Origin of the sequence: Ochrobactrum sp. AP1BH01-1 (assembly GCF_018066705.1) — a bacterium.
Lineage (GTDB): Bacteria > Pseudomonadota > Alphaproteobacteria > Rhizobiales > Rhizobiaceae > Brucella.
In genome coordinates this window covers 589,097-612,544 of the sequence record NZ_JAGPOU010000004.1, presented here as the reverse complement: position 1 = coordinate 612,544, position 23,448 = coordinate 589,097, and the positions used below count along the sequence as shown (strand labels likewise).

Genomic DNA, 23,448 nt, shown 5'->3' with positions numbered 1-23,448 from the left:
CATTGTATTCGCCCTAATATTTTGTTTTTCATTTAAACATTTATCAGAAAAACCAGATCATATTATATATTACTAATTATAGATTTTATAACAATAAATTATGTATTTTTCCTTTATATAAATGTATTGAGTCTTTATAAAACTACGTATAAATAAGATTAACTTTGCTTGGCTTTATGCGGCTAGGACGGGGCGATTTTAGCAAATATAAAATAAAGAATTGGCTTATATTATTCAGAAACTTCTAATGTATTTTGGGAATTTCGCTCATTGTACACTCGATAGTTCTGCTTTCGGAGTTGAGATATGCATAAAAAAATATCGGGCACGGTTTTTTCGCGTACCGGGCTTCTTTCGGGGGTGTCTGTTGCTGCGCTGCTTTGTGTAGCGCCTGCCGTGGCCGATGAGGTCATAGACGGAAACTCGACTATATCAGTGCCCGGGGATCACGCCTCGCCATGGGATACCGGAGGCAAGCTTATCGTCGGAGATATGGGCGACGGCCATCTGTATATCGGGGCTGGCGGTATTGTCAGGAGTACGGATGGTACCCTTGGTGCGACCTCTTCCTCCGAGGGTACCGTTACGATTGATGGCGCTGGCTCCACATGGACAACGGACGGTGTTGTCAACATCGGTGATGCTGGAAGTGGCAAGCTGATAATCCGGAATGGCGGCAAATACGATTCGTTGAACACCGACTCCCCCGTCTATCTGGAAATCGGCCTGCAAGCGACAGGCAAGGGAGTGGTCGAAGTTAGCGGCGTCGATACCGGCACCGGTGAGCGGTCTCAGCTGATTACCAACAACCAACTCCATATAGGCAATGCCGGTGAGGGATTGGTCAGCATCACGGATGGCGGTTTGGTTTCGGCTGAATATTCGTCGTCGGTCGGGAGACTGGCTGGCAGCAGTGGTATCCTCAATGTAAGCGGTGTCAATGCTCCGACAGATCAGCGCTCCACATTCAGGGTTGTGCACAACCAGTTCTGGGTCGGCGATGAAGGAGTAGGAATCGTAAATGTCACCGATGGCGGGCTTGTTCAGGTTGAGCAGACGATTGGCATTGGCTGGGGTGCTGAAAGTGTAGGGCAGATAACGGTCTCTGGTATAAATCAGGCATCTGGCCATCATTCATTGGTTGAATCGGGACAAGTGCGGGTTGGATTTGGCGGCAACGGTAGACTTGTCATTTCGGATGGCGGTCTCGTTTCCGATATTGACGCGAGTGTTGGTTTTTATGCGGGATCCGCAGGTACAGCCGTTGTTGAAGGGGCTGGCTCAAAATGGACAAATGTCGGTGAGTTTACCGTTGGCCATGATGGGGAGGGTGAACTGGTCATCAAGGATGGCGGTGCGGTTTCCGATTATTATGGCTTCATTGGTCGCGGTATTGGCTCCACCGGAAAGGTCACGGTGGATGGCGCAGGTTCGGTCTGGACGAATGAGGGGAGCTTGAGCGTCGGCCTTAACGGCAACGGCTCTCTGGAAATTATCAATGGCGGTGCGGTTTCCAGTTACAATGGCAGCATCGGCAGCAAGGCTGGCTCTAACGGAACCGTCAGGGTTGATGGTGCAGGTTCGATATGGAAGACCACGCACCATCTGGAAGTAGGTGCAATCGGCACCGGTACGCTGATCATCAGTAATGGTGGCACCGTTACTGGCGATCACGGCATGATCGGCATCCAGGGCGGCGTCGGTACTGTCATAGTTGAGGGACCTGGCTCGTCATGGATGAACACAAATTCAGTGCAAGTTGGAGCGGGTGGCGCAGGTACACTGATTATCCGCGACGGTGGCAAGGTTTCTGACCAATCGGGAGGTGTAGGATGGAACAGCGCATCGCCTAGTAGCTTGGCCATAGTTGATGGAGCGGGTTCAACATGGACGACCTCCAATTTATTCGGAGTTGGCGGTTCTGCGAATGGCACATTGACTATTAGTAACGGCGGTGCCGTAGTTGCCCGAATAGTTTATCTGAATCTAACTAGCGAGATTAATATTGGTGCGGCAGCGGGAGCTGCTGCGGTGGCACCGGGAATAATTGCTGCAAATGAGTTCAGATTCGATTATGGCAAAGATTCCCATTTGGTCTTCAACCATACTGACATGAGTGGAAATTATGAGTTCTCCCCGGCGATAACGGGAGGTTATGTCGATAGCGCGGTAGACGTCTATAGCGGTAATACGGTTCTGACCGCCGTTGGCAGTGACTATTCGGCGGCGACCAATATTTATGGCGGCATTCTCTCGGCAGGCGATGCTGGTGTATTTAGCGCGAACTCCAAGTTCACCGTTGATGCTGGCGGCGCACTGGATATGCGTGGCCACGATCAGACACTCCTAAGCCTTGCCAATAGCGGCATCGTCAATTTCGGCGGTTCGGGTGGCACGGTTCTGACCGTTACCGGAAATTATACCGGCAATGGCGGCACCCTGGCGATCAACACCGTGCTTGGTGGCGATGATTCCCTGACCGACATGCTGCGTGTGAATGGCGACACTTCCGGATCAAGCAAACTCCATGTAAACAACGTTGGCGGCGAAGGCGACGTGACCGTTAATGGTATCAAGGTTGTCGAGGTTGGTGGTCAGTCGAATGGCAGTTTCGCGCTCGCCAATGGCTATACGACCAAGGATGGTAAGCAGGCGGTTGTGGGCGGGGCCTATGCCTATACGTTGCAGCAGGGCGGTGCGAATACACCAGACGACGGCGACTGGTATCTCACCAGCCAGATCAGGCCTTGCGATGAGACTGAGATCTGTCCTTCACCGGTGACGCCTGCAACCCGTTATAGTGCTGGCGTTCCGGTCTATGAAGGCTATCTGCAGAACATGCGGGCGCTTAACAAATTGCCGACCTTGCAGGAACGTGTTGGCGAACGCTACTGGACCGGAAAGAATGGCGACGGCCAGACCAATGGCGCGGCTGTCGATGACAGGGGCATATGGGCCCGTATCGAAGGCGCACATAACCGCCTCGAGCCCGATACCTCGCTGACCCGCATGAAGCAGGACATCAACACCTTCATCATGCAGGCCGGTGTCGATGGCCAGTTCTATGAAGGTGAGACCGGCAAGCTGATCGCCGGCATCACCGGCCAATATGGCCATGCCAAGGGCGATATCACCTCCTTCCATGGCGACGGTGCCATCAGCACCGATGGCTGGAGCCTTGGCGCCACCGCAACCTGGTATGGCAATTCCGGCTTTTATGTCGACGGTCAGGCGCAGGTGACGTGGTTCGACAGCGACCTGAACTCGGATACGGCCAATACCGGCCTTGCCGATGGTCGCAAGGCAACCGGTTATGCGCTGAGCATCGAAGCCGGCCAGCGGATCGCCATCGACCAGAACTGGTCGCTGACCCCGCAGGCACAGCTCATCTATTCCTCGATCAATGCCAATGGCTTCAACGATGTATGGGACAGCCATGTCAGCCTGCATGATGGCGACAGCCTGATCGGGCGGATCGGGATTGCGGCCAACTATGCCAATGCCTGGAAGGGTGAGGACGGCCTGATGGTCAACACCACCGTCTACGGCATTGCCAATCTCTATCAGGAGATGCTGGGCGGCTCATCGGTCAATGTGGCGGGTGTCGATTTCGACACCGACAATGACCGGACCTGGGGCGGCATCGGTGCCGGCGGCACCTATGCCTGGGCGGGCAACAAATATGCCGTCTATGGCGAAGGCTCGATCAATACCGGTCTCAACCACTTCGCCGACAGCTACAGCCTCAAGGGCACTGTCGGCTTCAAGGTGAAGTGGTAAGGCGCAAACCCGGCCTTCCAAAAAACAAAGCCCCGGTTCCAGCTGGGGCTTTTTATCACCACGGCCCAGAGCGGTTCCTGTTTTAACGGAATCGTTGGAACCGCTCAAAAACCCTTCTCTATACGCGAGTAAGCCAGCAGCGTGAACGAATTGATCTGCGCGCCGACGAAGGGCGCGGTGAGCGCCAGCACGACGAAAATGACGATGATCTTCGGCACGAAGGTCAGGGTCATTTCCTGTATCTGCGTCAGCGCCTGAAAGAGCGCGATGCCGATGCCCGCAAGCATGGCGGCAAGCACCGCCGGGCCGCTTGCCATCAGCACGGTCCAGATTGCCGAATTGACAATATCGAGCGCGTCGGCCTCGTTCACCGCACCATGTCCTAGCTGATCTTGACGCCGGCGCCGATCATCAGCGTCTTGCCGTCTTCCAGTTCGGCCAGCATGCCGTTGGACTGGATGGTGACGGACTTCACGACGCCCGATATGCTGCCATCGGCGTTGGTCAGCGTGCGGCCGATCCAGCCTTCGGCCTGCGTCAGCGATGTGTTGGCGATCAGCGTTTCAAGTTTGCTGTTCATCTGCACGGCCTGTTCGACATTGGAGAAGGTCGCAAGCTGCGAGACATATTGCGTCGCGTCCATGGGCTGCGTCGGGTCCTGGTTCTGCATCTGCGTCACCAGCAGCTTGAGGAAGGAATTATAGTCGACGCTCGCCTTGTTGGCTGCGGAATTGCTGTTCGACGTATTGGGGTTGTTCGTCGTGTTCGTGCCGACCGGCGGTGTCGTGGTCATGGGTTTGCCTCTGCAGTTTTCCGGGTGGCAGCCACGGTCAGGGCCGGGGCTTCGAGGCCCATCAGTTCGGCCTCGCGTGGATATTGCGCGCGAATTGTCTTCAGTGCCTCGAAAATGCGCCCGTTATGGACCAGCTCATCGACCAGCTTCAGCGCATTCAGGATTTCGGCATCCTTGAACGTCGAGAACATGCCTTTCAGCATCTGCGCGAAAGTGGCCTGGGCCTGCTCGCGCATGGCGGGTTCGATCAGCATCATCTGCGCGGCGAAATAAAGCTGGCGCAGCGGCGTGGTCGTATCTTCCGGCTGGAGAACGTGGTTTTCCAGAAGGAATGTCGCGTCGTTCAGAAGTTCGAGCGAGACCTTGCGGTCAGCCCTCAGCACTGCACCGTTGATGAAAATCCTCTCGCCCGCGCGCAGCGAAAGACGAATGGCGGGTTTTCCGTTGGGAGCCATCTCAAAGCCCATCCCGGATCGACTGGGTGATCTCGATCAGCGTGGCGTAATCGTTGCTTTCACCCTGGCGGATGCGCTCGATTTCCTTCAGCACGAAAATGCCGACGGAAATGATGGCCGCCTTCAGTTCCTTCGGCAGCACGTTTTCTTCCGATCCGAGGTCGTCGATGATCGTGGTCCACAGCTTCGTGGTGAAATAGGCCGCGTCGATCCCCTCGCGCGAGCCGCTGCCGTTTTCCCTCGCCAGTTCGAGCATTGCGATGGAACGGTCGAACAGCGCCCGCTCCCGTTCCCTGGCGCTCGCCATGTCGTCATTCATGACATCTTCGTAGCGCATCTGATACATGGTGTCTCCGTCTATCAGTTCGGACGGGCTCGCATCATGCTGCCGCCCCTCCCCTTAACTATCTAAGATAGTTGAGCAGGCTCATATTCTGCAGCTGAACCGTCAGCGAATAGGAAGTCTCGATCTGCGTCTTCAACGCGTTGACGCGCGTCGCCGCTTCATAAGGATCGACTTCCTCAAGATTGAGCACCGACTGGTTCAGTATCTTCTGCTGCGCCACGATACGCGTCGTTGCAGCCTGCGTGCGCGATTGCGCCAGACCGAGCGTCGTCTGTTCCGAGGTCGTTTCGGTGATGGCAGTCGTGGTGGTCTGCATGGCCTTTTCAGTCAGGGCTTCGAAAGCCTGGCTGTTGAGGCCGATGGTTGCGAATTCGGCCACCATGACCGCCGACATGATCGTCTTGCGAAAACCGGCGGCATTGGCCGAGATCGACGTATCGGCGGTTTCGGTTGGCGAGATGCGGCTCTTGATGACCGTATCCGATGCATCGGACCAGTTCGCGGCCCAGTTTGCATCGTTGAACTCCTGGGCGAAGTCGCCGTCGAGAAAGGCCGTCATTTCGTCGCCGGTGATGTTCGCCACCTGCGGATCGTCGATGGCGAAGCCGAAATGGTTCTGGAATGCCTGGCGCACCGCCGTCTGCGCGGCGCTGCCTTCGGTATAGTCGGCGACCGGCTTCACATCGGTGTTCACGCCGGCGAAGATATATTCGCCATTATAGCTGGTGTTGAGCAGGCCGGTGACGGAATTGAGAATGGACTTTGCCGATTTCGCAATCGTGGCGGCGCTTTCGGCGGTGTTGTTGGCGCCCGTCAGGTCGCCCAGAAAGTTCTGCGTGTTCTCGATGATCGTGCCGGCAGCGGACTGCGTCGTATTCATGCGCTGCTGCACCAGCTTGTTCATGTCGGTCAGCACGCTCAGCCGGTCATATTCCTTGCGCAAGGACACGGTCTGCCCGGATTTCGAGCCGAGCGACAGCCCGACATCGAACACGGTTCCCGTGGTCGCTTCCTGCTGGGCTTTCAACATCTCGGCCTTGTTCTTCGCGACCAGTGCCCGGAGGGCTGACGTTGCGCCGTAGGTGGAAATCGATTGCGCTTTCATTGGCCTCACACCGCGTTGAGAAGATCGTCGAGCATTGCGCTGATCGTGGTCAGCACCCGGCTCGATGCCTGATAGGAATGTTCAAGATCGAGAAGCAGCGCCATTTCGGTGTCCATATCGACGCCGTTGGCGTTGGAGAGGGCTGCATCTGCCTGAGTGGCAACCGTCGCATTGTAGGAGAATTCGCTATTGGCCTTCTGGCGCTTGCCTTCGAGCCAGCTGATCGATGACGCGCTGTAGTCGATCAGGCTGGAATTCGCGGCCAGACCCGCTGCCGGATCGAACGCCATCGGCTCGGAAAATGCCTCATTGAGCGCCCGCAGACGATCACTGAAACCGGCAGCGCCGCCGGGGTTGAATTGACCGTTGACCCCATCGCGCAGCTTTGTCGGACTGCCGCCCTCCGACGTTACGTAGCTCGATGAAACCCGGATCGTCCCGGCATTTTTCGGCCCGGCAGGGTCGGACCAGACAAGAAGTCCATCGTCGCCTTCCGCAAAGATCGACACCAGATTGCGCGCAATCTCGTCAAGCTGCATCTGGTATTGCGGCGCGATCTGGTCACGCAGTTGCAGCAAGCCGCTGAGCCGTCCCGTTCCATAAGGCTGGTCGAACGTCTCGTGGTTGAGCGGAACGCCGTCCACCAGCACCGCCTTGCCGGAAATGCCCGGCGCCAGCACCGTCGACTGCTCGAAGCTCACCTTGCGCGCCGTCGTCTCGAAGAGCGTCACGCCGTTTTCGGCAAAAATGACCATGTCATTGTCGCCGCGCATCATGGTGGTGATGCCGATCTCGCCCGAAAGCTGCTTCAGGATCGCATCGCGCTGATCCATATAGTCGGACACATCGCGATTGGCCCGCGTGCCGCCGACGATCTCCTGATTGACCTTTTCAAACTTGGCGAGAAGGTCATTGATGTTGGCGACGGAATCCGCGATTTCCCGGTCCGCATCGTTGCGCAGCGACTGGACCTGCTTGGTTCCGGCATTGAGCGCATTGGCGAGCGACTGCGCTACCGAAACCACGCTGTCGCCGAGCGCGCTGTTGGAAGGCGATGCCGCGTAGGTCTGGAGCGCATCGCGCAGATCGGCGATCAGCGATGCGGGCGAGCCGGAATAATTGTCAGCCGAATAAAGCGACGAAAGGCGGTCGAGCCCGCCTGCGAGAATGGAAGAAGAGGAAGCCGTGCTGTTGGACTGGATGAACTTGTTGAACAACGCCTCATCCGCCGACCGGCTGATACCCACGTAGAGCGACCCGTAAGGCCCCGATACGAGAGAAGCCGTGCGCCGGGAATAATCCGGATCGTTGGCACCCGCAATATTGCGAGAGACAACGGAGGTCTGCTTGGACGTTGCCGCAAGCGAACTTTTGGCCGTCAGAAGAGCAGAACTAAGCGACATCTTACCCCATCCTACAAGTGCATTCCCGATAGGCGCGATGCGGTCTCGCGTCCGGAAATGCGGCTAAAACAAACACCTGGAAAGCCACTGATAATTCCGCTGCTATCGGAACTGCCCCATCGTGCGTGGACCGTGCCCGTTGCCCGAACGGTCCTTATTCTCAATATGCTGGTGGTCTGATTCCGACATTTGCGCTCCTCGGATAGAGGTCCCGAGCAAACGTCAAATTCAATCCACCAGTTCCGGGAAAGGCTTTTCACCCCTCCCCGGAACGGTCCGGTTTATCGTTTCAGGTTGACCAGCACGTCCATCAGTTCGGAGCCGGTCTGGAAGACTTTCGAATTGGCCGTATAGCTGCGCTGCGCCTCGATCATGTCGGTCAGCTCCTGCGCGATATCGGCATTGGATTCCTCCAGCGTGCCGGACATGACCTTGCCCATGCCTTCGCTCTGCGGGAAACCGAGGCGGACATCGCCCGATTCAGCGCTCGGCAGGAACACGTTGCCGCTCACCACCGTCATGCGGTCCGGGCTTGCGACATTGGCGAGCGGAATGCGCGCCAGAACCTTCTGCGTGCCGTTCTCGTAGATGGCGACGACCGAACCGTCATTGGCCACATCCACACCCTTGACCGCGGACGGCGCCTGACCGTTGATCTGCGCCTGCGAGATCGTGTAGTCGCCGGCGCGCTGGGTCGAAGCGCCGAGATTGAGGCTGAGGCTCTGGCCGCCATAAGGCCCGAGATCGACCGTGACGTCGCCCGCAGACGTCATCGCGCCCGTCGTCGGATCGAAGGTCAGCGTCGTCGGGCCGCCGACCACTTGATTGTCGGCTGCGTTCTTGACCGTGACGCTCCATTCGTCCGCGCCGGTCTTGCTGAAATAGACGTCGAGCGTGATCTTCTCGCCCTTGTCGTTATAGGAGATCAGCGAGGTCTTGTGGTTGAACTCGCCGTTAGCCGGAACCTGATCGCTAGACGGCAAATTAACGGTGAAGGTGCCCGACGTGCTGCCTTCCGGCGGAAGGGCCGCGCTGTTGACATTGATGATGTTCAGGCCGGGGATCGTCAGCGCGCCGGCGGGATCGTTCGGGCCAGCGCCCAGGAGATAATAGCCGGCTGAATTGACCAGATTGCCATTCTTGTCTGGAACGAACGAACCGGCGCGGGTCAGGAAGGTGGAGCCGTCTGCGCCCTGCACCACGAAATAGCCGTTGCCATCGATGGCAAGGTCGGTGGTGGAGGATGTGGACCGAATGCCGCCCTGATCGGAAATGCCGTAGCGAACATTGGTCAGCACGCTGCCGGAATTATACTGTCCGCCGGTGCTGGGCAGAACCAGCGACGAAAACTGGGTTTCGGCGCGCTTGTAACCGACGGTGCTTGCATTCGCGATGTTGTCAGCGACCGCCGACAGGCGGTTCGCCTGCGCGTTCATTCCTGAAACACCGGTCCGCATCATACCGTAGAGGCTCATTGGCAGCTCCTGATTGGTTGTAGCACCATTGTTTGTATAACCGGCCAAAATCCGAGAGTTCGGGGCCGGAATCCGTAAAATCCAGCGATGGAATCGGCGAACCGACCCACCCATCCGCGGTAAAGCTAATGGACCACGCTTGCGTGAAACTGTAGCCTCGGGATTTTTTACGCTTTTACTGAAGGGATTACTGAAGAGACTGGCGCGGTTTCGGAAATCCGTAGCTGGCTCGAAAGCGCGATACTGGGGAAAGTGGAAGACGCAGCAATATCATTCCATATTGATGCAGTAACCTAGGAAGCGCTTGGAATCGATGGGATCGAAACCCAGCTGCTCCCGCAGCTTCTTGCGCAGCTTGCTGATATGGCTTTCAACGACGTTTTCTTCGACTTCGCTGTCGAAGATGCCGTAGATCGCGCTGAAAATCTGCGCCTTGTTGAGACGGCGGCCGCGATTGGCAATCAGATATTCCAGGATGCGGCGCTCGCGGCGGGGCAGCGGAAAATCGACGCCATTGATCTGCGGATCGCGGCCATCGGAAAATACACGGATCGGGCCAAGCTCGGTGCCGCTGTCGTTGGAAGCGGCGGACGCGCCTGCGCGGCGGCGGATCGCATTGATGCGTGCAAGGATTTCACGCACGTGCACCGGCTTGCGAACGACATCGTCAACGCCTGATTGAAACAGCTCAAGCGTATGTTCCAGAGACGGGCGGTCGTTGACGGCGATCACGGGCGCCTTGCAGCGTTCACGAATCCGGGCCGGGAGGCGATGCTGATCGGCACATTCGCCGATCAGGAAGGCTTCGACAGCCATGATGTCCTGTTGTGGAACGCTCTCCACCCACTCATCGAAATCGGTAGGGGTAAAACCTGTTGTCGTGATGCCTTCGCGACCGAACCAGGAGGAGTATCCTTCAGTCACAATATCTCTGTCGTCTACGACAACGATCATCGGCCCGCCTTCCGAATCAATATGTTAGCCCAAGCACGCTAGCAATAACTGGCGGGAGGAATCAGCAACAATGGCAATAAGTTGCCCGCAATAAATTGGGAGGCATTTTAGTATATGCTAAATTAATGGGAATCGCATTGATTGCAACGCGCCTCTCCTCATACGCGTTCAAACCTTAACCGGAGGTTAACGGCTCACGAACTTTAACGATTCTTTACAAGGGCTTAAAATTCGGGCCGCTGTAACAGGTTCCGAAAGGCTGCACAACCCTTGATTGAGCGCCCACATCATGCGTGCACCCGTCCACCTGTTACAACCTGTAAATTTTCCCGGCTTGCAGTTCAGCCGGAGCAGAAGCTTCGCGCCTGCGGCGTCCAGTTTCCGAAGCCGGTGGCGACCATATTCGTCATCACGCGGCAGACGTAACGCTTCTGGGCGGGGTCGTTATTCGGCCCTGCATGATAGCGCGCGACGGCCATCGTCCAGTTGCCTTCGCGCTGCCGAAGCTGCTTGAGAAAACGTGCCGCATAGTCGACATTGAGGCTCGGCATTAGCATCGCGGCGACCGATGGAAATTCCTTGCCGTGATAATGATAGTTGATCTGCATGCAGCCGAGGTCGATCAGCTTCGCGCCTTCGGCCCGAACCTCGTCGAAACGCCGCACCGCCGCCATCTGCGACGGCATGAATTCGGCGCGTCCTTCGATGTTCATCGCATAGGGTTGCAGGGAATTCTTGCGGCCTGTCTCCGTCAGCCCGACCGCGTAGAGAATGCCGAGCGGAACATCGTAGCGGGCGGATGCCCGGTGCATCTCACGTTCGCAGACGTTTTCGGCGCGAGCCGGGCGGCTATCAGACAACCAGGCCGCGGTTGCGGTCGTTATTGCGAGAAACGCCGTTCCCGCCATCCTGCGCCGCTTGCCTGTCCGAACGCTCGCGTCCTGCCTGACCGGATTCGTCATTCCGCCTGCCCTCGCCGCCCATGAGACCCGCCTGCGTCTCGCTCCCGTTTCGTCCGTCAAAACCCTGCTGCATGCTGAAAGCCTGCTGCTGGCCCGATTGTTGGCCATGTTGCTGGCCGCTCGCCTGCTGCTGGCCGGCATTATGCGATGCCTGCGCCTGCTGCACCGCGCCCGCCGCGTTGCGGTCGGTGACGGTCACGGAAATTTTCGCATCGTCCGCGACCCCAGCCGCTTTCAGGGCTTTCTCGATCATCGAGCGGTCGGCGGCGAGCGCTTCCGCCGCATGGGTCTTTTCAGCGACGAGATGCACCTCGACCCCCTCCGACGCCACGCGGATGCGCGCCGTCACCGCCCCGAGTTCTGCGGGATCGAGCCTGATCTGCAAGGTCTTGACCGGGCCGAAGCTGCGTTCGGAAACCACCTGAATGTCGGCGATCCGCGCCGCGCCCTGCGATGGCGTGGTGGCTGCCTTGACGTCTGCGGGTGCATTACCCTTCGCTGTCGGCTGCTGCGGCTGGATATCCGTTCTGTCGGCCACCGAGGACTGCTGCTGCGACGGCTTTCCCCTGTTCGTATTCAAAGGACTGGCGAGATCGTCGGCGGCATTTTCGCTCCGATTGCCGCCGGTCGCCTTCGATGCGTCAGGAGCGATAAACTGCTCCGCCTTGGCGCTGGCCGAAGGCGTCGCCGGGGCTTGCCCCTTCTTCGGCTCAAGCTGTGCAGTCGGCAGTTCGCGAGCCTGCTTCTCGCCCCCTTCCGGGTCTGCTTCCTTGATTAAGGCAGAAAGCGGATCGGGAGCGTTTTTGTCGTTTTTCGCGATATTTCCTGTGGCAAAATTGTGATTTGGCCCCTTCAAATCCGGCGAAGAACCGGCCAAAGAAAGGAGATTTTGTGGCAAAGCGAAAATGGCGACCGGTTTTGGCGCTGCCTCATCCTTCGCTTCAGTCTCGTCCGCGCTGGACCCGGCTTCGTTTTCATCCTGCTTTTCGACCTTGCCTTGCGGCCTTTCGAGAAGCGAGCTGAACACGCTTGCCGGTTCGGCAGGCTCCTGCTCCGAGCCCGCCGCCTTTGACTGCGACGGACCGGAATTTCGGGCGAGCGAAGCCAGCCGGCTGGTGGAATTCAGCAAAATATCAACGCTCATTGAACGGTCTTTCCTAGCAAGGCATCGATTTCGGCAAGCTTGCGCCGCGCATCTTCCATCGTTTTCTGCAAATCACCTTCGGGAAGGTTTTTGACGGGCTTCAAGTTGACGGCCATCGGGGCTGGCGCGGGGTTCGCAACCGGCTTTTCCGCCCGGTTTTCCTGCGAATTCGCTACTGCCATCGGCGGCACGTCTTGTTCGGTGAGAGCCGATTTTGCGGGTGGCGATGCATCCGGCGTGCGGGTGACGAGCGTACCGACCGCTTCGGCGGCCTTCAGCAATTTGCGGTCCGGCTCCTGCAGCTTGTCGGGCGAAATCTGCGACAGTTCCCGCAGCGCGCTGCCAGCTGAATCCGACGCCACATCGCTTGCCGCCGCATAGAGATTTGCGCGGGTCGGGTCGGTTTTCAGCCTGTCGGCAAGCTTTTTCGCCTCTGCCGACATAAAACGCGCCCGCTCCGTCTGGCCATCGACAAGCGCTCCGCGCGCGATCTGCAGATAAAGCGAATATTGCATCACCGGATCAGCCGAGCCGATCAGCTTCGCCAGTTCCGCATTGCCGATACGGTCGTTGAGTTTCAGCGCCGCACCGACAAATTGCGCCATGAAATCACGCATATAGGGCGAACGCGGAAAGCGCTGGAGATAGTTGCGCGCCAGAAGCCTGATCTTGTCGACATCGCCGAGCTTCGCCGCAATCGGCATCGACCGGCGGATCGCCGCTTCCTCGAACAAGGTGCCCGGCGCATCGAGCCGCACCTGATCGAGCCGCATCAAGGCAGTCGCCGGATCGAAGGCGGTCATCTGGCTTGCGGTGACGAGTATGATGGATGCCTTCAGTTCCGCCGGAACATCAGGCGACAGCGGAACCGAGAAAAGCTTCACCACTTCAATCGTCTGGCCGGAAGCATAGGCCAATGCGCCCTTGACCAGTTCCGGCGGCACGGCATCGGTCTTGAGGTCGGCAAGAACCTTGCGCACCGCTTCCGGATTGCCCCCGTTGAAGAGATAGATGATCGCCGCATAGACGTTTTGAGGATCGTTCCAGACGTCGTCAGGCGCTCGCCCCATATCCGCGCTGACGAAGCCCAGAAGCTTGTTGAGCATGACGACTGCTTCCGGCTTTCCGGCAACAACCTGATCCTGCAACATGCGCAGCGAACGCACGAGCTTGTAAGGCTCCAGCACCGGCAGCGTACGGGTCCCGGCGGGTGCCTGCGTTTGCGCAGAAGCCGGATACGCCGCTCCCATCAGGGAAAGGCCTGCGACACACGCCAGAAGTGAGCGCCTCACAAGCTGCCTCATGGTGCGGACTTGAGGAAAATATCGATGCGGCGGTTTTCAGCCGCATTCGGATCGCTGGTGTTCTTGGGCTGGCGGTCGGCATAGCCTTCCACGCGCAGCACGCGCTTTTCGTCAAGCCCGCCGCGAACCAGCATGTAATAGGCCATCTGCGCGCGCGCCGAAGAGAGACGCCAGTTGTCATAGGTCGCGCTCTTGAACGGACGCGCATCGGTATGCCCGCTGATGATGACTTCGCCGGGCTGGCGGGAAATCACCTGCGCGATGCGCTCCAGCATCTGCACCACGCGGGCGTCGGGTTTCGCCGAGCCGATGGTGAACATGCCATAGTCGATCTTGTCGGTAAGCTGGATCATCACGCCGCCATCGACGGGAACCACCGTCACGTCGGGCATCGGCTCGGCTTTCTTCGCCGCCGCACCTTCCTTCGCGGTTTCGCCTTCAGCCGCCTTTTTCAGATCGGCGATGAGCTGTTCCTGCGTTTCTGCTGGCGCTTCCGCAGGCTTTGCGGCCTCCTCCGGTTTTGGCTGGGTCGCTTCCGGCTTGGGCGGAGCCGCAGGTGCGGCATCGGGCGGTGTCAGGTCCCCGACAGCCTTGCTCGACCAATAGTCCGGGCTGAACGGATCGCGATAGGCTTCGCCGCCCTCGGCACCCGTTGCGGGACCGGATTGCGACGTGCCGCCATCGCCCTTGGCGGACTGGTTCTGCAGGACGCCTGTCTCGTGGGCAAGTTCCGAAAGGACGGCATAGGGTTCGCGGAAAAGCTGGCGCTCTTCCTGTTCGCTTGGCGGCGCGACGGTCGTATCGTTGATGACCTTGGTGCTGTTTTCGATCTGCTGGTCGCTTTCATAGCGAACCTTGCCGTCTTTTTCCTCGACATCCTGCACGCCCTTGGGACTGGAATGCCGGTCCATCAGCTTGACGGGATTGAAATAGCTGGCAACCGCCGCCTTGGTTTCCTCATTGGCGGCATTGATGAGCCACATGACGAGGAAGAAGGCCATCATCGCGGTCATGAAGTCGGCATAGGCGATCTTCCACACGCCGCCATGATGGCTGTCATGGTCGTCATGCCCGCCACGGCGCACAATGATGATCTCGCGTTTGGTTTCGGGATCGATGTTCATTGAACCGCAGCCTTCAATTCTTCAAGAAGCGGCGCGATGCGCGTTTCGAGCACCCGATCGCCAAAGGAAAAGGAAAGTTCGTCAGCGCCGGTTTCCGAAAACCGACAGCCGGAAGGCAGCAGGGCGGCGTGTTGACCGAGCGGCGCAATCAGCCGCGCGGGACCGGCGATTTCCGGTGCTTCGCCGTCAAGCGCCAACGCCGCGATGCGCCGCGCAAATTCGGCGACCGCCTCGCGTTCCATCTTTTCCGCCAGCAATGGCATCAGGATATCGGCGATCTGGCCCGAAAGATTGCGCTCCAGCGCGGTCAAAGCCTCGGTCAAGCTCCCCGCCAGGAGCAGGGCCTGCTCACGCGAGAATGCGGCGCGCAGCGTTTCGATCTCGGACTCATGCTCACGCAGAAGCCGCACCTTCTCGGCTTCGTAGAGTGTCTGGGCTTCCTTGTGACCATCCTCTCGCCCTGCTTCAAACGCAGCGCGCTTTTCTTCCTCAACGGCGATAATGGCGGCAACTTCCGCCTGCTGGGCCTGAACAGGCTTCTCAACGGGGGCCGTACGCTTCGGCGTTTCGCTCACGGCTGGCGACGCAGGCGTTTCCTTCAGCGGTTTCGGCGGCAGAGGCGCGGCAATGATCTCCACCGCCTCATCACCGATATGATGGGTCGAAAAATCGGGAAGATAACGGCTGAGGGAAAGCGCGCTCATCGTCAGGCCGCCTCAAGCTCCGGCATGACCGAAGCCTTTGCGGCCGGCTCCCTCAACGGTTGGGCCTCGCGGCTGGCGGCGGTTTCGTGAATCCACTGCTTGAGAACTGCGGCGACACGCTCCTCGTCCATGTCGATCATCTGTTCAAGGCGCAGCTTGGCGGGCATGCGCATGCGCTGGCGAAGATCGCTCAGGCTGGTCTTCATCTGGTCGGCATAGGCTTCCGGCCCGCCGATGACGGCCTGTACGCCTTCACCTGCCGCCTGAGCGCCGACGAAATTCGGCGTCGCCACTTCACCCGTCTCGCGGATAGCGACTTCCGTTCCGGTCGGGTTGGCGTTCTGGTCACGCAGCAGCGGACGCAGGCCAAACCAGATCAGCAGACCGACAGCGGCAAGAATGGCGAGCGCATTGACATAGGAACCGCTCTGGCGGAGCACCGTATCGGTCCACGGCGTGGAAACCGGCTCCATGTCGGCACCGGCGGGATCGAGGAAGTTCACCGCCGTCACGTTGATGACGTCGCCGCGATCCGCGTTGAGGCCGGCGGCGGTTGCCACGAGGTCGCGGATCTTCGCGATCTGCTGGTCCACGAAATTGGCGGGCGGCGGCGTGGTGCCGGCGGTTTCCAGAAGCCGCGCCTGATCGATGACCACGGCGATGGACAGGCGCTTGACGGTATAGCCGTCGCTGACGGTGGAAACCGTCTTGCTGTTCATTTCATAATTGGTCAGTTCCTCACGGCGGTCGGTCTTTTCGGTCGAGCTTTCGCCGTTGCGGTTCTGGATTTCTTCCTGCGGAATGTTCTGTTCGACGCCGGTTGCGTGGTCGTTGCGGTTGTTGCGGGAATCGCCGCTCTCCCGGACAACGCGCACCGAACGCTCGACACGGGATTCCGGATCGAAGATGGTTTCGTTGGTCTGGCGGCGGTCCGTATCGAGCACGGCCTGAACGCTGGTCTGGAAATGACCCATGCCAAGATAGGGCGCCAGCGCCTTGCGGATGCTGTCGTCCACATTGCCTGCGACCTGCTGTTCCAGCGAGGCGGTCATGAGCGCGGCACCATTGGCGGCTTCGCCAGCCGATGCCAGCAGGCGGCCATTGGTGTCGAGGACGGTCACGGCGGAAGCATCGAGCGAAGGAACGGCGGCGGCGACCAGCTGGCGGATGGACTGGGCGGATTCGGCGGCGAAGCCGCCTTCAGCGCGGATGACGACCGAGGCCGACGGCTTCTGGTCGCCGCGACGGAATGAACCCTTTTCGGCCAGAACGATGTGGACGCGGGCGGCCTTCACGCCGCGAATGGCCTGAATGGTGCGGGCGATTTCGCCTTCGAGCGCGCGCACGCGGGTGATTTCCTGCATGAACGAGGTGAGGCCGAGCGAGCCCATATTGTCGAACAGCTCGTAACCGGCATTGTTCGATGTCGGCAGGCCCTTTTCGGCCAGATACATGCGGGCATTTTCCGCCTTGCCGATGGGGACGAGAATGGACGAGCCGTCGGCCTTCACATCGAACGGGATGCCTGCCTCGCCGAGCGCAAGGCCCATGCGGTTCACATCGTCACGCGAAAGGCCGACATAAAGCGTTTCATAGGACGGACGGCCCAGATAGATGCTTGTGTAGAGGATCGCGGCCATGAGCGCCGCGCCCACAAGTCCGAGCGCCACGAGTTTTCGCGCGCCGAGCTTGCCAAGCGTAGCCTTGAGCTGTTCGATCAATTGCTGGAAATTCTGCTGCATCCACACCACCGCCATAATGATGGACGCAACCTAGCCCGCGAAGCTTGCGCGAAAGTGGCGGCTGATGAAAGCAGGCGCTTTCAGAGACAGCGAAAAGAATTGGGGCGCGGAATGAATCCCGCGCCCCGTTTTCCGCCCAAAGACATCCGATCCGATCAGGTCGGTTCGGATGCGAACCCCTGATTTGCCTGAGAACTCGCGAACGCCGGCAACCCGGCGCCCGTTGCAGAAGCGCGTCTCATTTCGGGACGCGCTCCCATGCTAGCTCAGTTATCGATTAGCCGCGGAACAGCGACAGGATCGACTGGCTCGACGAGTTGGCGATCGACAGAGCCTGAACGCCGAGCTGCTGCTGAACCTGGAGAGCCGACAGACGTGCCGATTCCTTGTTCATGTCAGCGTCAACGAGCTGGCCAACGCCCTTTTCGATGGAGTCGGACAGGTTCGAGACAAAATCCTTCTGCATGTCGATGCGGGACTTTGCTGCGCCGAGTTCAGCTGCGCCGTTCGCCATCTTGCCCATTGCGGTTTCGATGGTGCCGAGGAAAGCTTCAATTGCGGCGTCGTCAGCTGCAGCCTTAACGTCGATTGCCATGACGTCAACCAGAACGCCGCCGGCGGTGCCGTCAGCCTTGGTCAGAACGAGATTGGACGTGTCGACGTCGATCTTGCCAACCGTGACGGTGCCGTCAGATGCACGGTCATAGGACGATACGACGCTGAAGCCGGCTGCCGCGCCAGCGGTGTCCGTTGCAAGCAGATTCGAACCGGCATAGTTCGCACCCTTGGCGGTGCTGCTCAACTGGTCGATCATGACCTTGATTTCGGACTGGATCTTTTCCTTGTCGGAAGCGCTCGAACCGATCGCGGAAACAACCTTTTCCTTGATCTTGTCGACGACTTCGATCGCCTTGTTCATGGCGGTGTAAGCCGTGTCGATCTTGCCGGCGCCGAGGCCCAGAGCGTCCTGAACGGCAGAGTTTGCCTTGTTGTCGGAACGCATCGTGGTCGCGATCGACCAGTAAGCAGCATTGTCGGCGGCTTCGCCAACGCGCAGACCGGTGGAAATACGGCCCTGAGTGGTTTCCAGCGCCCGGTTCGTCGAAGCGAGGTTCTGGAGAGCGGTCAGAGCGGAAGAATTAGTCAGAAGACTTGCCATAGTTTTTTGCCCCTTGGGAAAAACAATCTGAGGGACAGGCCGGGCTTTTGGATTACCGGCATGGTGGAGCGGCATCATGCCTGTTGCCGCGTAACGCGCGGAAACCCACCATGTGCATCCTCGTAAGCCCGAAATATTAAGAGATTACTAAATAATCCGCTCAAATTTTAATTAGAGCTTTCTTTTTCACCAAGCTGGCTCCTCGCAGATCGACGTCATCCACCCCAAACTTATCCTCATTCGCTGCGTTCGCTTTATGTTCCATAAGTGGCAACTAATGGAGGAAAGAGCATGCTTCGTTTTTCAATTCTGGCAGTTTCGCTGGTCTCCGCGTCAGCCGCGTTGGCTGACAACCAGATCACAGTGAACTGGATCAATAATGCGGGCAAATCCATCAATTATACGCAAGGCGCCTGCAATCCCGATGGAAAATGTACGCGACCGTCGACGATTGCGAATGGTGCAACAGGCATTCTCACACAAAAGGCAGAAGACGATACGTATCTGCGTTCAATGATTGCCCGGTACCGCTATTCCGACAACGGTGTTTATAAGTCGTGTCAATTGACGATATATGCAGAAGGACCAAGCTTCACCGACCCGGCGCCCGGATGCAAGGCTTCGGGCTATAGCCGGCATTTCATGAAATCTGACGGCACCGGTAGCAGCCCCACCTGCACTCTTGTGGCCGAAGAGGTCAATCATGACACCTGCGACTACAAGCTGACCGTCCGCATCAACAACTGAAGATAGTCACGAGCTGCGGTGTGTCAGCCCGTTCCAACTACGAGAAGGAACGGATCAGGCTTCCGACCAGAATATTCCAGCCGTCGATCAGCACGAAAAACAGAATCTTGAACGGCAGCGAAATCACGGTTGGCGGCAGCATCATCATGCCCATCGACATGGTGAGCGTCGCCACGACGAGATCGATCACCAGAAATGGCAGCACGATCAGGAAGCCGATTTCAAACCCGCGCCGCAGTTCCGAAATCATGAAGGCGGGAACCAGCACGCGGAAATCCACGACGCCATCGTCGCCGGTGCGGAAAGATGGATCGGCGAGATCTTCAAAGAGCCGCAGATCCTTGTCGCGCACCTGCCCCAACATGAATTCGCGGAAAGGCTGGGAGATTTCGGTAAATGCGGCCTGCTGCGTGATTTCATTGCGCATCAGGGGTTGCACGCCGTTGTTCCACGCCCGGTCGAAGGCAGGCGCCATGACATAAAACGTCATGAACAAAGCGAGCGAAATCATCACCATGCTGGCGGGCGCGGTCTGAAGACCGAGGCCGGAGCGCAGAAGCGAAAAGGCAATGGCGAAGCGCGTGAAGCTCGTCACCATGATGAGGATGCCCGGCGCGATGGAAAGCACCGTCAGAAGCCCGAACAATTGCACGATCTGGCCGCTCGCGGCGCCGCTCCCCGCCGGCAGCAGATTGTCGAGCGTCAGCGCCTGCTGCGCCTGCGCCGAGATGGTAAGAGCGAGCGTCAGGATGATGCCGAGGCCGAGAGATTTTTTCATTCCACCACCAGCGCCGAGATGAAGACGCGGTCGACCGCGCCTTCCGAACGCAGGCGCGCGCGTTCTTCCAGATCGGCGCGCAGATAGGCAAGCCCTGCCGCGCCCTGCAATTGCATGAGGTTGACGCTGCGCAGGAAGCTCAGAAAATCGTCGCCTACATTGGCAGCCGTCGCCGCCGGGATTTCATGGCCGGGCTTTGCCACCAGCGAGGCTTCGAGCCGCACCCAGGTGTTCTGCGGAATGCCGAGATTGGTGACGATGGGTTGCAGGGGGACGACCGCGCCGATGGAACGCGCTTCGAAATCCCCCAGCTTCGGCTTGTCTTCCTTCGCCGACTTGGCCGCGACCTGCCGGTCGGCGGAAATCATGCCGCCCAGATACCAGCCGCCGCCGCCAGCGATAGCGGTCAGGATGGCGACAGCCGCCAAAAGTCCCATGATGGAACCCTTCGCCTTGCCGTCCTTTTCCGTTGCCGTCGTGTCGCTCATATCCGGTATGCCTTAAAAGGGAGAAACCTGATCGAGAATCTGCTGGCCGTAAGGCGGCTGCTGGATTTCGCTCAGACGACCGCGCCCGCCATAGGAAATGCGGGCTTCGGCGATCTTGTCGTAGGAAATCGTGTTGTTGCCGGAAATATCGCGCGGACGCACGACGCCAGCCACGTTCAGCACCCGCAACTCGTTGTTCACACGCACTTCCTGCGACCCGCGGATAATCATGTTTCCGTTGGGCAGCGTATCGGTGACGATGGCGGCAACCTGCAGGCGGATATCCTCGCTGCGCTCGATGGTGCCCTTGCCTTTCGACTTGCTGTCGGAATGCGTATTGACCGAAGCATCCATGTCGCCGCCAGCGCCGGCACCCGTGCTGCTGCTCGTGGCGAACGAGCCGCCAGCGCCATAGATGCCCTTCGACACGCGCTCGCGATCCGTCTTGTTGTCGAGATTGGCGCGGTCGTTGATGGAAATGATGACGGTGAGCACGTCGCCCGGCGTTGCGGCCCGCGGGTCCTTGAAGAAATTGGTCGAACGCTGGTCCCAAAGCGAATAGGACGCCTTGCTCGGGCGTACCGGATAGCCGCTGAGTTGCGGATTGTTTTCCATGCCGAGATGGGCCGCAACCGGGGAGAGGTCAGGCGCCCGGCCGATTTCCTCCGGCTTGGTCGCGCAACCGGCCAAAAGGATGAGGGTCGCTGCGGCAAGGATCGCTTTGTTCATGCTGTTCTTCATTGCACCGTATTCCCGGTCTGCGCCGCGGCGCGCTGGTCGCTGGCAGGCTGCGGCGCGGTCGAGGTGCGCTGCGCACCCACGATGACGCGCGCGAGCTTCGCCGCCTTTTCCGGCGGCATTTCATTGAGGATGATGCTGGAAACGCGCGGATTGAGCTTGAGGATCAGGGCGGCTGCCGCCTCGTCGCCGATCAGCGCCATCTGCGCCGCCGCCGCATCGGGTTTCATCTTCGAGATGATGTCGACCAGCGAATCCTGCGCTTTGCTGACAAACTCGTCGCGGCGTTTTAGCCACATTTCATATTCGCGGCGCTTTTCCTCAAGCGCCCGCATCCGCTCCTCGACATCGGCCTTCAGCTCGGTCAATTGCTTTGCTTGCAGCGCGTAGCGGGCATCCGCCGCCTGATCGTCGATATTGCCGCAGAACTTGCGGATTTCATCGAGATTGCCGAGTGCGGGCGGATCGGCAAAAGCGGGAACAGACGCCGCGAGAAACAGCGCCACCGCCCAACCGTACCGGATCATTTTACGAGCCATGGTCATTGCACCACCAGTTCCGCATGAAGCGCGCCGGACGTCTTGATGGCCTGCAATATCGCGATGATACCGGTCGGCTTCACGCCGATCTGGTTGAGGCCCTTCACCAGATTTTCAAGGTTCGCGCCAGTCAGGATGCCGATCTTCGCGTTCTGCTGGTTGACGGCGATATCGGTGTTGGGCTCAACCGCCGTCACGCCGTCGCTGAACGGTTCCGGCTGGACGACCATCGGCGTTTCCGTCACGCGGACCGTCAGGCTGCCATGGCTGATAGCGACTTTGGAAATGCGAACCTTCTCGCCGATGACGACGGTTCCGGTGCGCTCATCCACCACCACACGCGCCACTTCGTCGGTCGTGATCGGCAGACCCTCAAGCTCGGCCAGAAAACGCGCCGCAGGCACATTCTTCGGGCGCGACAGGCGGATCGTCTTGGCATCGCGCGCAATGGCCACGCCGCGACCGTAACGGCGCTTGGCGAAGACATTGATCGTATCGGCGGCGCGCACGGCCGTGGTGAAGTCGGGATCGCGCAGCTCGACGATCATTTCACTTTCCTTGCCGAAATTCCCGGCCACTTCGCGCTCGACCAGCGCGCCGTTCGGGATGCGGCCTGAAGTCGGCACGCCCTGCGTCACGCTTGCGGCTTCGCCTTCCGCCGAAAAGCCGGACACGATCATGTTGCCCTGCGCCACGGCATAAATCTGGTTGTCGGCACCCATAAGCTGGGTCATGACCAGCGTGCCGCCTTGCAGCGACGTCGCATCGCCAAGCGACGATACCGTCACATCGATACGCGAACCGGCACCGGCAAAGGCGGGCAGGTTGGCGGTTACGATGACCGCAGCCGTGTTTTTCGAGCGGGTGGAATTGCGCGGCGCGCTGATGCCGAGATTGTCCAGCATGGCGCGCATGGACTGTTCGGTGAACGGCGAATTGCGCAGGCTGTCGCCCGTACCCTTGAGGCCGATGACGAGACCATAGCCCACAAGCTGGTTTTCGCGCACGCCCTGAATGGTGGCAATGTCCTTCAGGCGCGCAACCGCGCTGCCCCGGCCAAGCTCCGCATAGGCCATTTTCGACGGATCGCCGCCGGAGCCAAGCCAGTCAGCATCGGCATCCACTGCAGAACCGAACTCCCGCGCATTCTTGGACGACTCGTCCGCCAAGCCTGCGGCTGGCTGGAACAGGAGTGCGAAAGCGGTGATAAGGGCGGCGCAAGTCTTCTTCACTGCATCCCCACTTGAATACGACCATTTGCGAGCACTGTGCCGGACACGATGATGCCGCTGTCAACGTTGCGGACCTTGATGAAATCGCCAGCCGCACCGGATTCGAGCGGTGTGCCCATGGCGGTTATGGTCAGCGTGCCGGCGGTGAAGACCAAAGGTGCCGGAACGCCCCGCGTGACCAGAGACGGCTCGCCCAATGCGGAGACGAGGATCGGCTTGCCGGGAAGCAGCGTCTTGCGCGCCACCTTGCCCGCGGCCTGATCGGGCGACAGCACATATTGGGCCGCTGCCGGTGCATTGATGAAGAACTGCTTTTCCAGAAGCGCCGTGTCGCTCACGATCTGGCCGGGATAGACAGTGGCCGAAGGCACGACAAAAGCGATGCGGTCGGCAGCGTTCGCCGTCGATGCGAGCAGCAACCCGCCTGCAAGCGTCAGTCCTGTTTTCCGTAAGATTGCTTTCGCCAGACCCATCGT

The 23,448-nt window shown here is 59.1% G+C and carries 23 protein-coding genes; 2 read left to right on the top strand and 21 right to left on the bottom strand.

What is annotated here, in order from left to right:
* Positions 1 to 306 precede the first annotated feature (306 nt).
* A complete protein-coding gene (locus tag J9800_RS17765) occupies positions 307 to 3,780 on the top strand; it encodes an autotransporter outer membrane beta-barrel domain-containing protein (protein WP_210845898.1) in 3,474 nt (1,157 codons plus the stop codon).
* 104 nt (positions 3,781 to 3,884) lie between these two features.
* Here J9800_RS17765 and fliQ read toward each other — a convergent pair whose 3' ends face one another.
* The 15 genes from fliQ to J9800_RS17690 form a co-directional block, all read right to left on the bottom strand.
* Positions 3,885 to 4,151, bottom strand: coding sequence for a flagellar biosynthesis protein FliQ (fliQ, locus tag J9800_RS17760; RefSeq protein ID WP_006469393.1), 267 nt, complete (start codon positions 4,149 to 4,151; stop codon positions 3,885 to 3,887).
* Between the two features lie 11 nt (positions 4,152 to 4,162).
* Positions 4,163 to 4,573: a flagellar hook assembly protein FlgD gene (flgD, locus tag J9800_RS17755; RefSeq protein ID WP_114216396.1), complete on the bottom strand. Its 411-nt coding sequence runs from the start codon at positions 4,571 to 4,573 to the stop codon at positions 4,163 to 4,165.
* Positions 4,570 to 5,028, bottom strand: coding sequence for a flagellar biosynthesis repressor FlbT (gene flbT / locus J9800_RS17750; RefSeq protein ID WP_114216397.1), 459 nt, complete (start codon positions 5,026 to 5,028; stop codon positions 4,570 to 4,572). The genes flgD and flbT overlap by 4 nt, the downstream gene beginning before the upstream one ends.
* 1 nt (position 5,029) lies before the next feature.
* On the bottom strand, positions 5,030 to 5,374 hold the full coding sequence (gene flaF / locus J9800_RS17745) for a flagellar biosynthesis regulator FlaF (protein WP_112592011.1): 345 nt from the start codon (positions 5,372 to 5,374) through the stop codon (positions 5,030 to 5,032).
* 58 nt (positions 5,375 to 5,432) lie between these two features.
* Positions 5,433 to 6,479, bottom strand: coding sequence for a flagellar hook-associated family protein (locus J9800_RS17740; RefSeq protein WP_112592009.1), 1,047 nt, complete (start codon positions 6,477 to 6,479; stop codon positions 5,433 to 5,435).
* A gap of 5 nt (positions 6,480 to 6,484) precedes the next feature.
* On the bottom strand, positions 6,485 to 7,882 hold the full coding sequence (gene flgK / locus J9800_RS17735; RefSeq protein ID WP_114216398.1) for a flagellar hook-associated protein FlgK: 1,398 nt from the start codon (positions 7,880 to 7,882) through the stop codon (positions 6,485 to 6,487).
* Between the two features lie 281 nt (positions 7,883 to 8,163).
* Entirely contained in the window at positions 8,164 to 9,357 is a 1,194-nt protein-coding gene (locus J9800_RS17730) for a flagellar hook protein FlgE (RefSeq protein WP_112592006.1), read from the bottom strand.
* A gap of 270 nt (positions 9,358 to 9,627) precedes the next feature.
* Positions 9,628 to 10,311: a flagellar transcriptional regulator FtcR gene (gene ftcR, locus J9800_RS17725; protein WP_114216399.1), complete on the bottom strand. Its 684-nt coding sequence runs from the start codon at positions 10,309 to 10,311 to the stop codon at positions 9,628 to 9,630.
* A 341-nt stretch (positions 10,312 to 10,652) separates the two neighbouring features.
* On the bottom strand, positions 10,653 to 11,219 hold the full coding sequence (locus J9800_RS17720; RefSeq protein WP_114216400.1) for a transglycosylase SLT domain-containing protein: 567 nt from the start codon (positions 11,217 to 11,219) through the stop codon (positions 10,653 to 10,655).
* On the bottom strand, positions 11,164 to 12,417 hold the full coding sequence (gene fliK / locus J9800_RS17715) for a flagellar hook-length control protein FliK (protein WP_114216401.1): 1,254 nt from the start codon (positions 12,415 to 12,417) through the stop codon (positions 11,164 to 11,166). The genes J9800_RS17720 and fliK overlap by 56 nt, the downstream gene beginning before the upstream one ends.
* Positions 12,414 to 13,721 carry a chemotaxis protein gene (locus J9800_RS17710; protein WP_114216402.1) on the bottom strand — a complete coding sequence of 436 codons (1,308 nt, stop codon included), beginning with the start codon at positions 13,719 to 13,721 and terminating at the stop codon, positions 12,414 to 12,416. The genes fliK and J9800_RS17710 overlap by 4 nt, the downstream gene beginning before the upstream one ends.
* On the bottom strand, positions 13,718 to 14,845 hold the full coding sequence (locus tag J9800_RS17705; RefSeq protein WP_114216403.1) for a flagellar motor protein MotB: 1,128 nt from the start codon (positions 14,843 to 14,845) through the stop codon (positions 13,718 to 13,720). Before J9800_RS17705 ends, J9800_RS17710 begins: the two co-directional genes overlap by 4 nt.
* Positions 14,842 to 15,549, bottom strand: coding sequence for a hypothetical protein (locus J9800_RS17700; protein ID WP_114216404.1), 708 nt, complete (start codon positions 15,547 to 15,549; stop codon positions 14,842 to 14,844). The genes J9800_RS17705 and J9800_RS17700 overlap by 4 nt, the downstream gene beginning before the upstream one ends.
* Before the next feature lie 2 nt (positions 15,550 to 15,551).
* The gene (gene fliF, locus J9800_RS17695) at positions 15,552 to 17,306 is read right to left on the bottom strand and encodes a flagellar basal-body MS-ring/collar protein FliF (protein ID WP_114216405.1); all 1,755 of its coding nucleotides are present in this window, start codon (positions 17,304 to 17,306) and stop codon (positions 15,552 to 15,554) included.
* Positions 17,307 to 17,568: 262 nt separating this feature from the next.
* Positions 17,569 to 18,450: a flagellin N-terminal helical domain-containing protein gene (locus tag J9800_RS17690; RefSeq protein ID WP_114216406.1), complete on the bottom strand. Its 882-nt coding sequence runs from the start codon at positions 18,448 to 18,450 to the stop codon at positions 17,569 to 17,571.
* Positions 18,451 to 18,741: 291 nt separating this feature from the next.
* Here J9800_RS17690 and J9800_RS17685 point away from each other — a divergent pair, with 291 nt between their 5' ends.
* Complete coding sequence (locus J9800_RS17685) at positions 18,742 to 19,197, top strand: hypothetical protein (RefSeq protein ID WP_114216407.1); 456 nt, start codon at positions 18,742 to 18,744, stop codon at positions 19,195 to 19,197.
* A 37-nt stretch (positions 19,198 to 19,234) separates the two neighbouring features.
* Here the strand turns inward: J9800_RS17685 and fliP are convergent, their stop codons facing one another.
* From fliP to flgA, 6 genes are read right to left on the bottom strand one after another with little or no spacing between them, the layout of a single operon-like run.
* Positions 19,235 to 19,975 (bottom strand): flagellar type III secretion system pore protein FliP, encoded by a 741-nt coding sequence (gene fliP / locus J9800_RS17680; protein WP_112591992.1) that lies wholly within the window; start codon positions 19,973 to 19,975, stop codon positions 19,235 to 19,237.
* The gene (locus J9800_RS17675) at positions 19,972 to 20,463 is read right to left on the bottom strand and encodes a flagellar basal body-associated FliL family protein (RefSeq protein WP_114216408.1); all 492 of its coding nucleotides are present in this window, start codon (positions 20,461 to 20,463) and stop codon (positions 19,972 to 19,974) included. The genes fliP and J9800_RS17675 overlap by 4 nt, the downstream gene beginning before the upstream one ends.
* A 12-nt stretch (positions 20,464 to 20,475) precedes the next feature.
* On the bottom strand, positions 20,476 to 21,204 hold the full coding sequence (gene flgH / locus J9800_RS17670) for a flagellar basal body L-ring protein FlgH (protein ID WP_112591989.1): 729 nt from the start codon (positions 21,202 to 21,204) through the stop codon (positions 20,476 to 20,478).
* Positions 21,201 to 21,746 (bottom strand): MotE family protein, encoded by a 546-nt coding sequence (locus tag J9800_RS17665; protein WP_114216409.1) that lies wholly within the window; start codon positions 21,744 to 21,746, stop codon positions 21,201 to 21,203. Before J9800_RS17665 ends, flgH begins: the two co-directional genes overlap by 4 nt.
* Positions 21,743 to 22,972, bottom strand: coding sequence for a flagellar basal body P-ring protein FlgI (locus J9800_RS17660; RefSeq protein WP_114216410.1), 1,230 nt, complete (start codon positions 22,970 to 22,972; stop codon positions 21,743 to 21,745). Before J9800_RS17660 ends, J9800_RS17665 begins: the two co-directional genes overlap by 4 nt.
* Positions 22,969 to 23,445 carry a flagellar basal body P-ring formation chaperone FlgA gene (gene flgA, locus J9800_RS17655; protein WP_114216599.1) on the bottom strand — a complete coding sequence of 159 codons (477 nt, stop codon included), beginning with the start codon at positions 23,443 to 23,445 and terminating at the stop codon, positions 22,969 to 22,971. The genes J9800_RS17660 and flgA overlap by 4 nt, the downstream gene beginning before the upstream one ends.
* Positions 23,446 to 23,448: the final 3 nt, after the last annotated feature.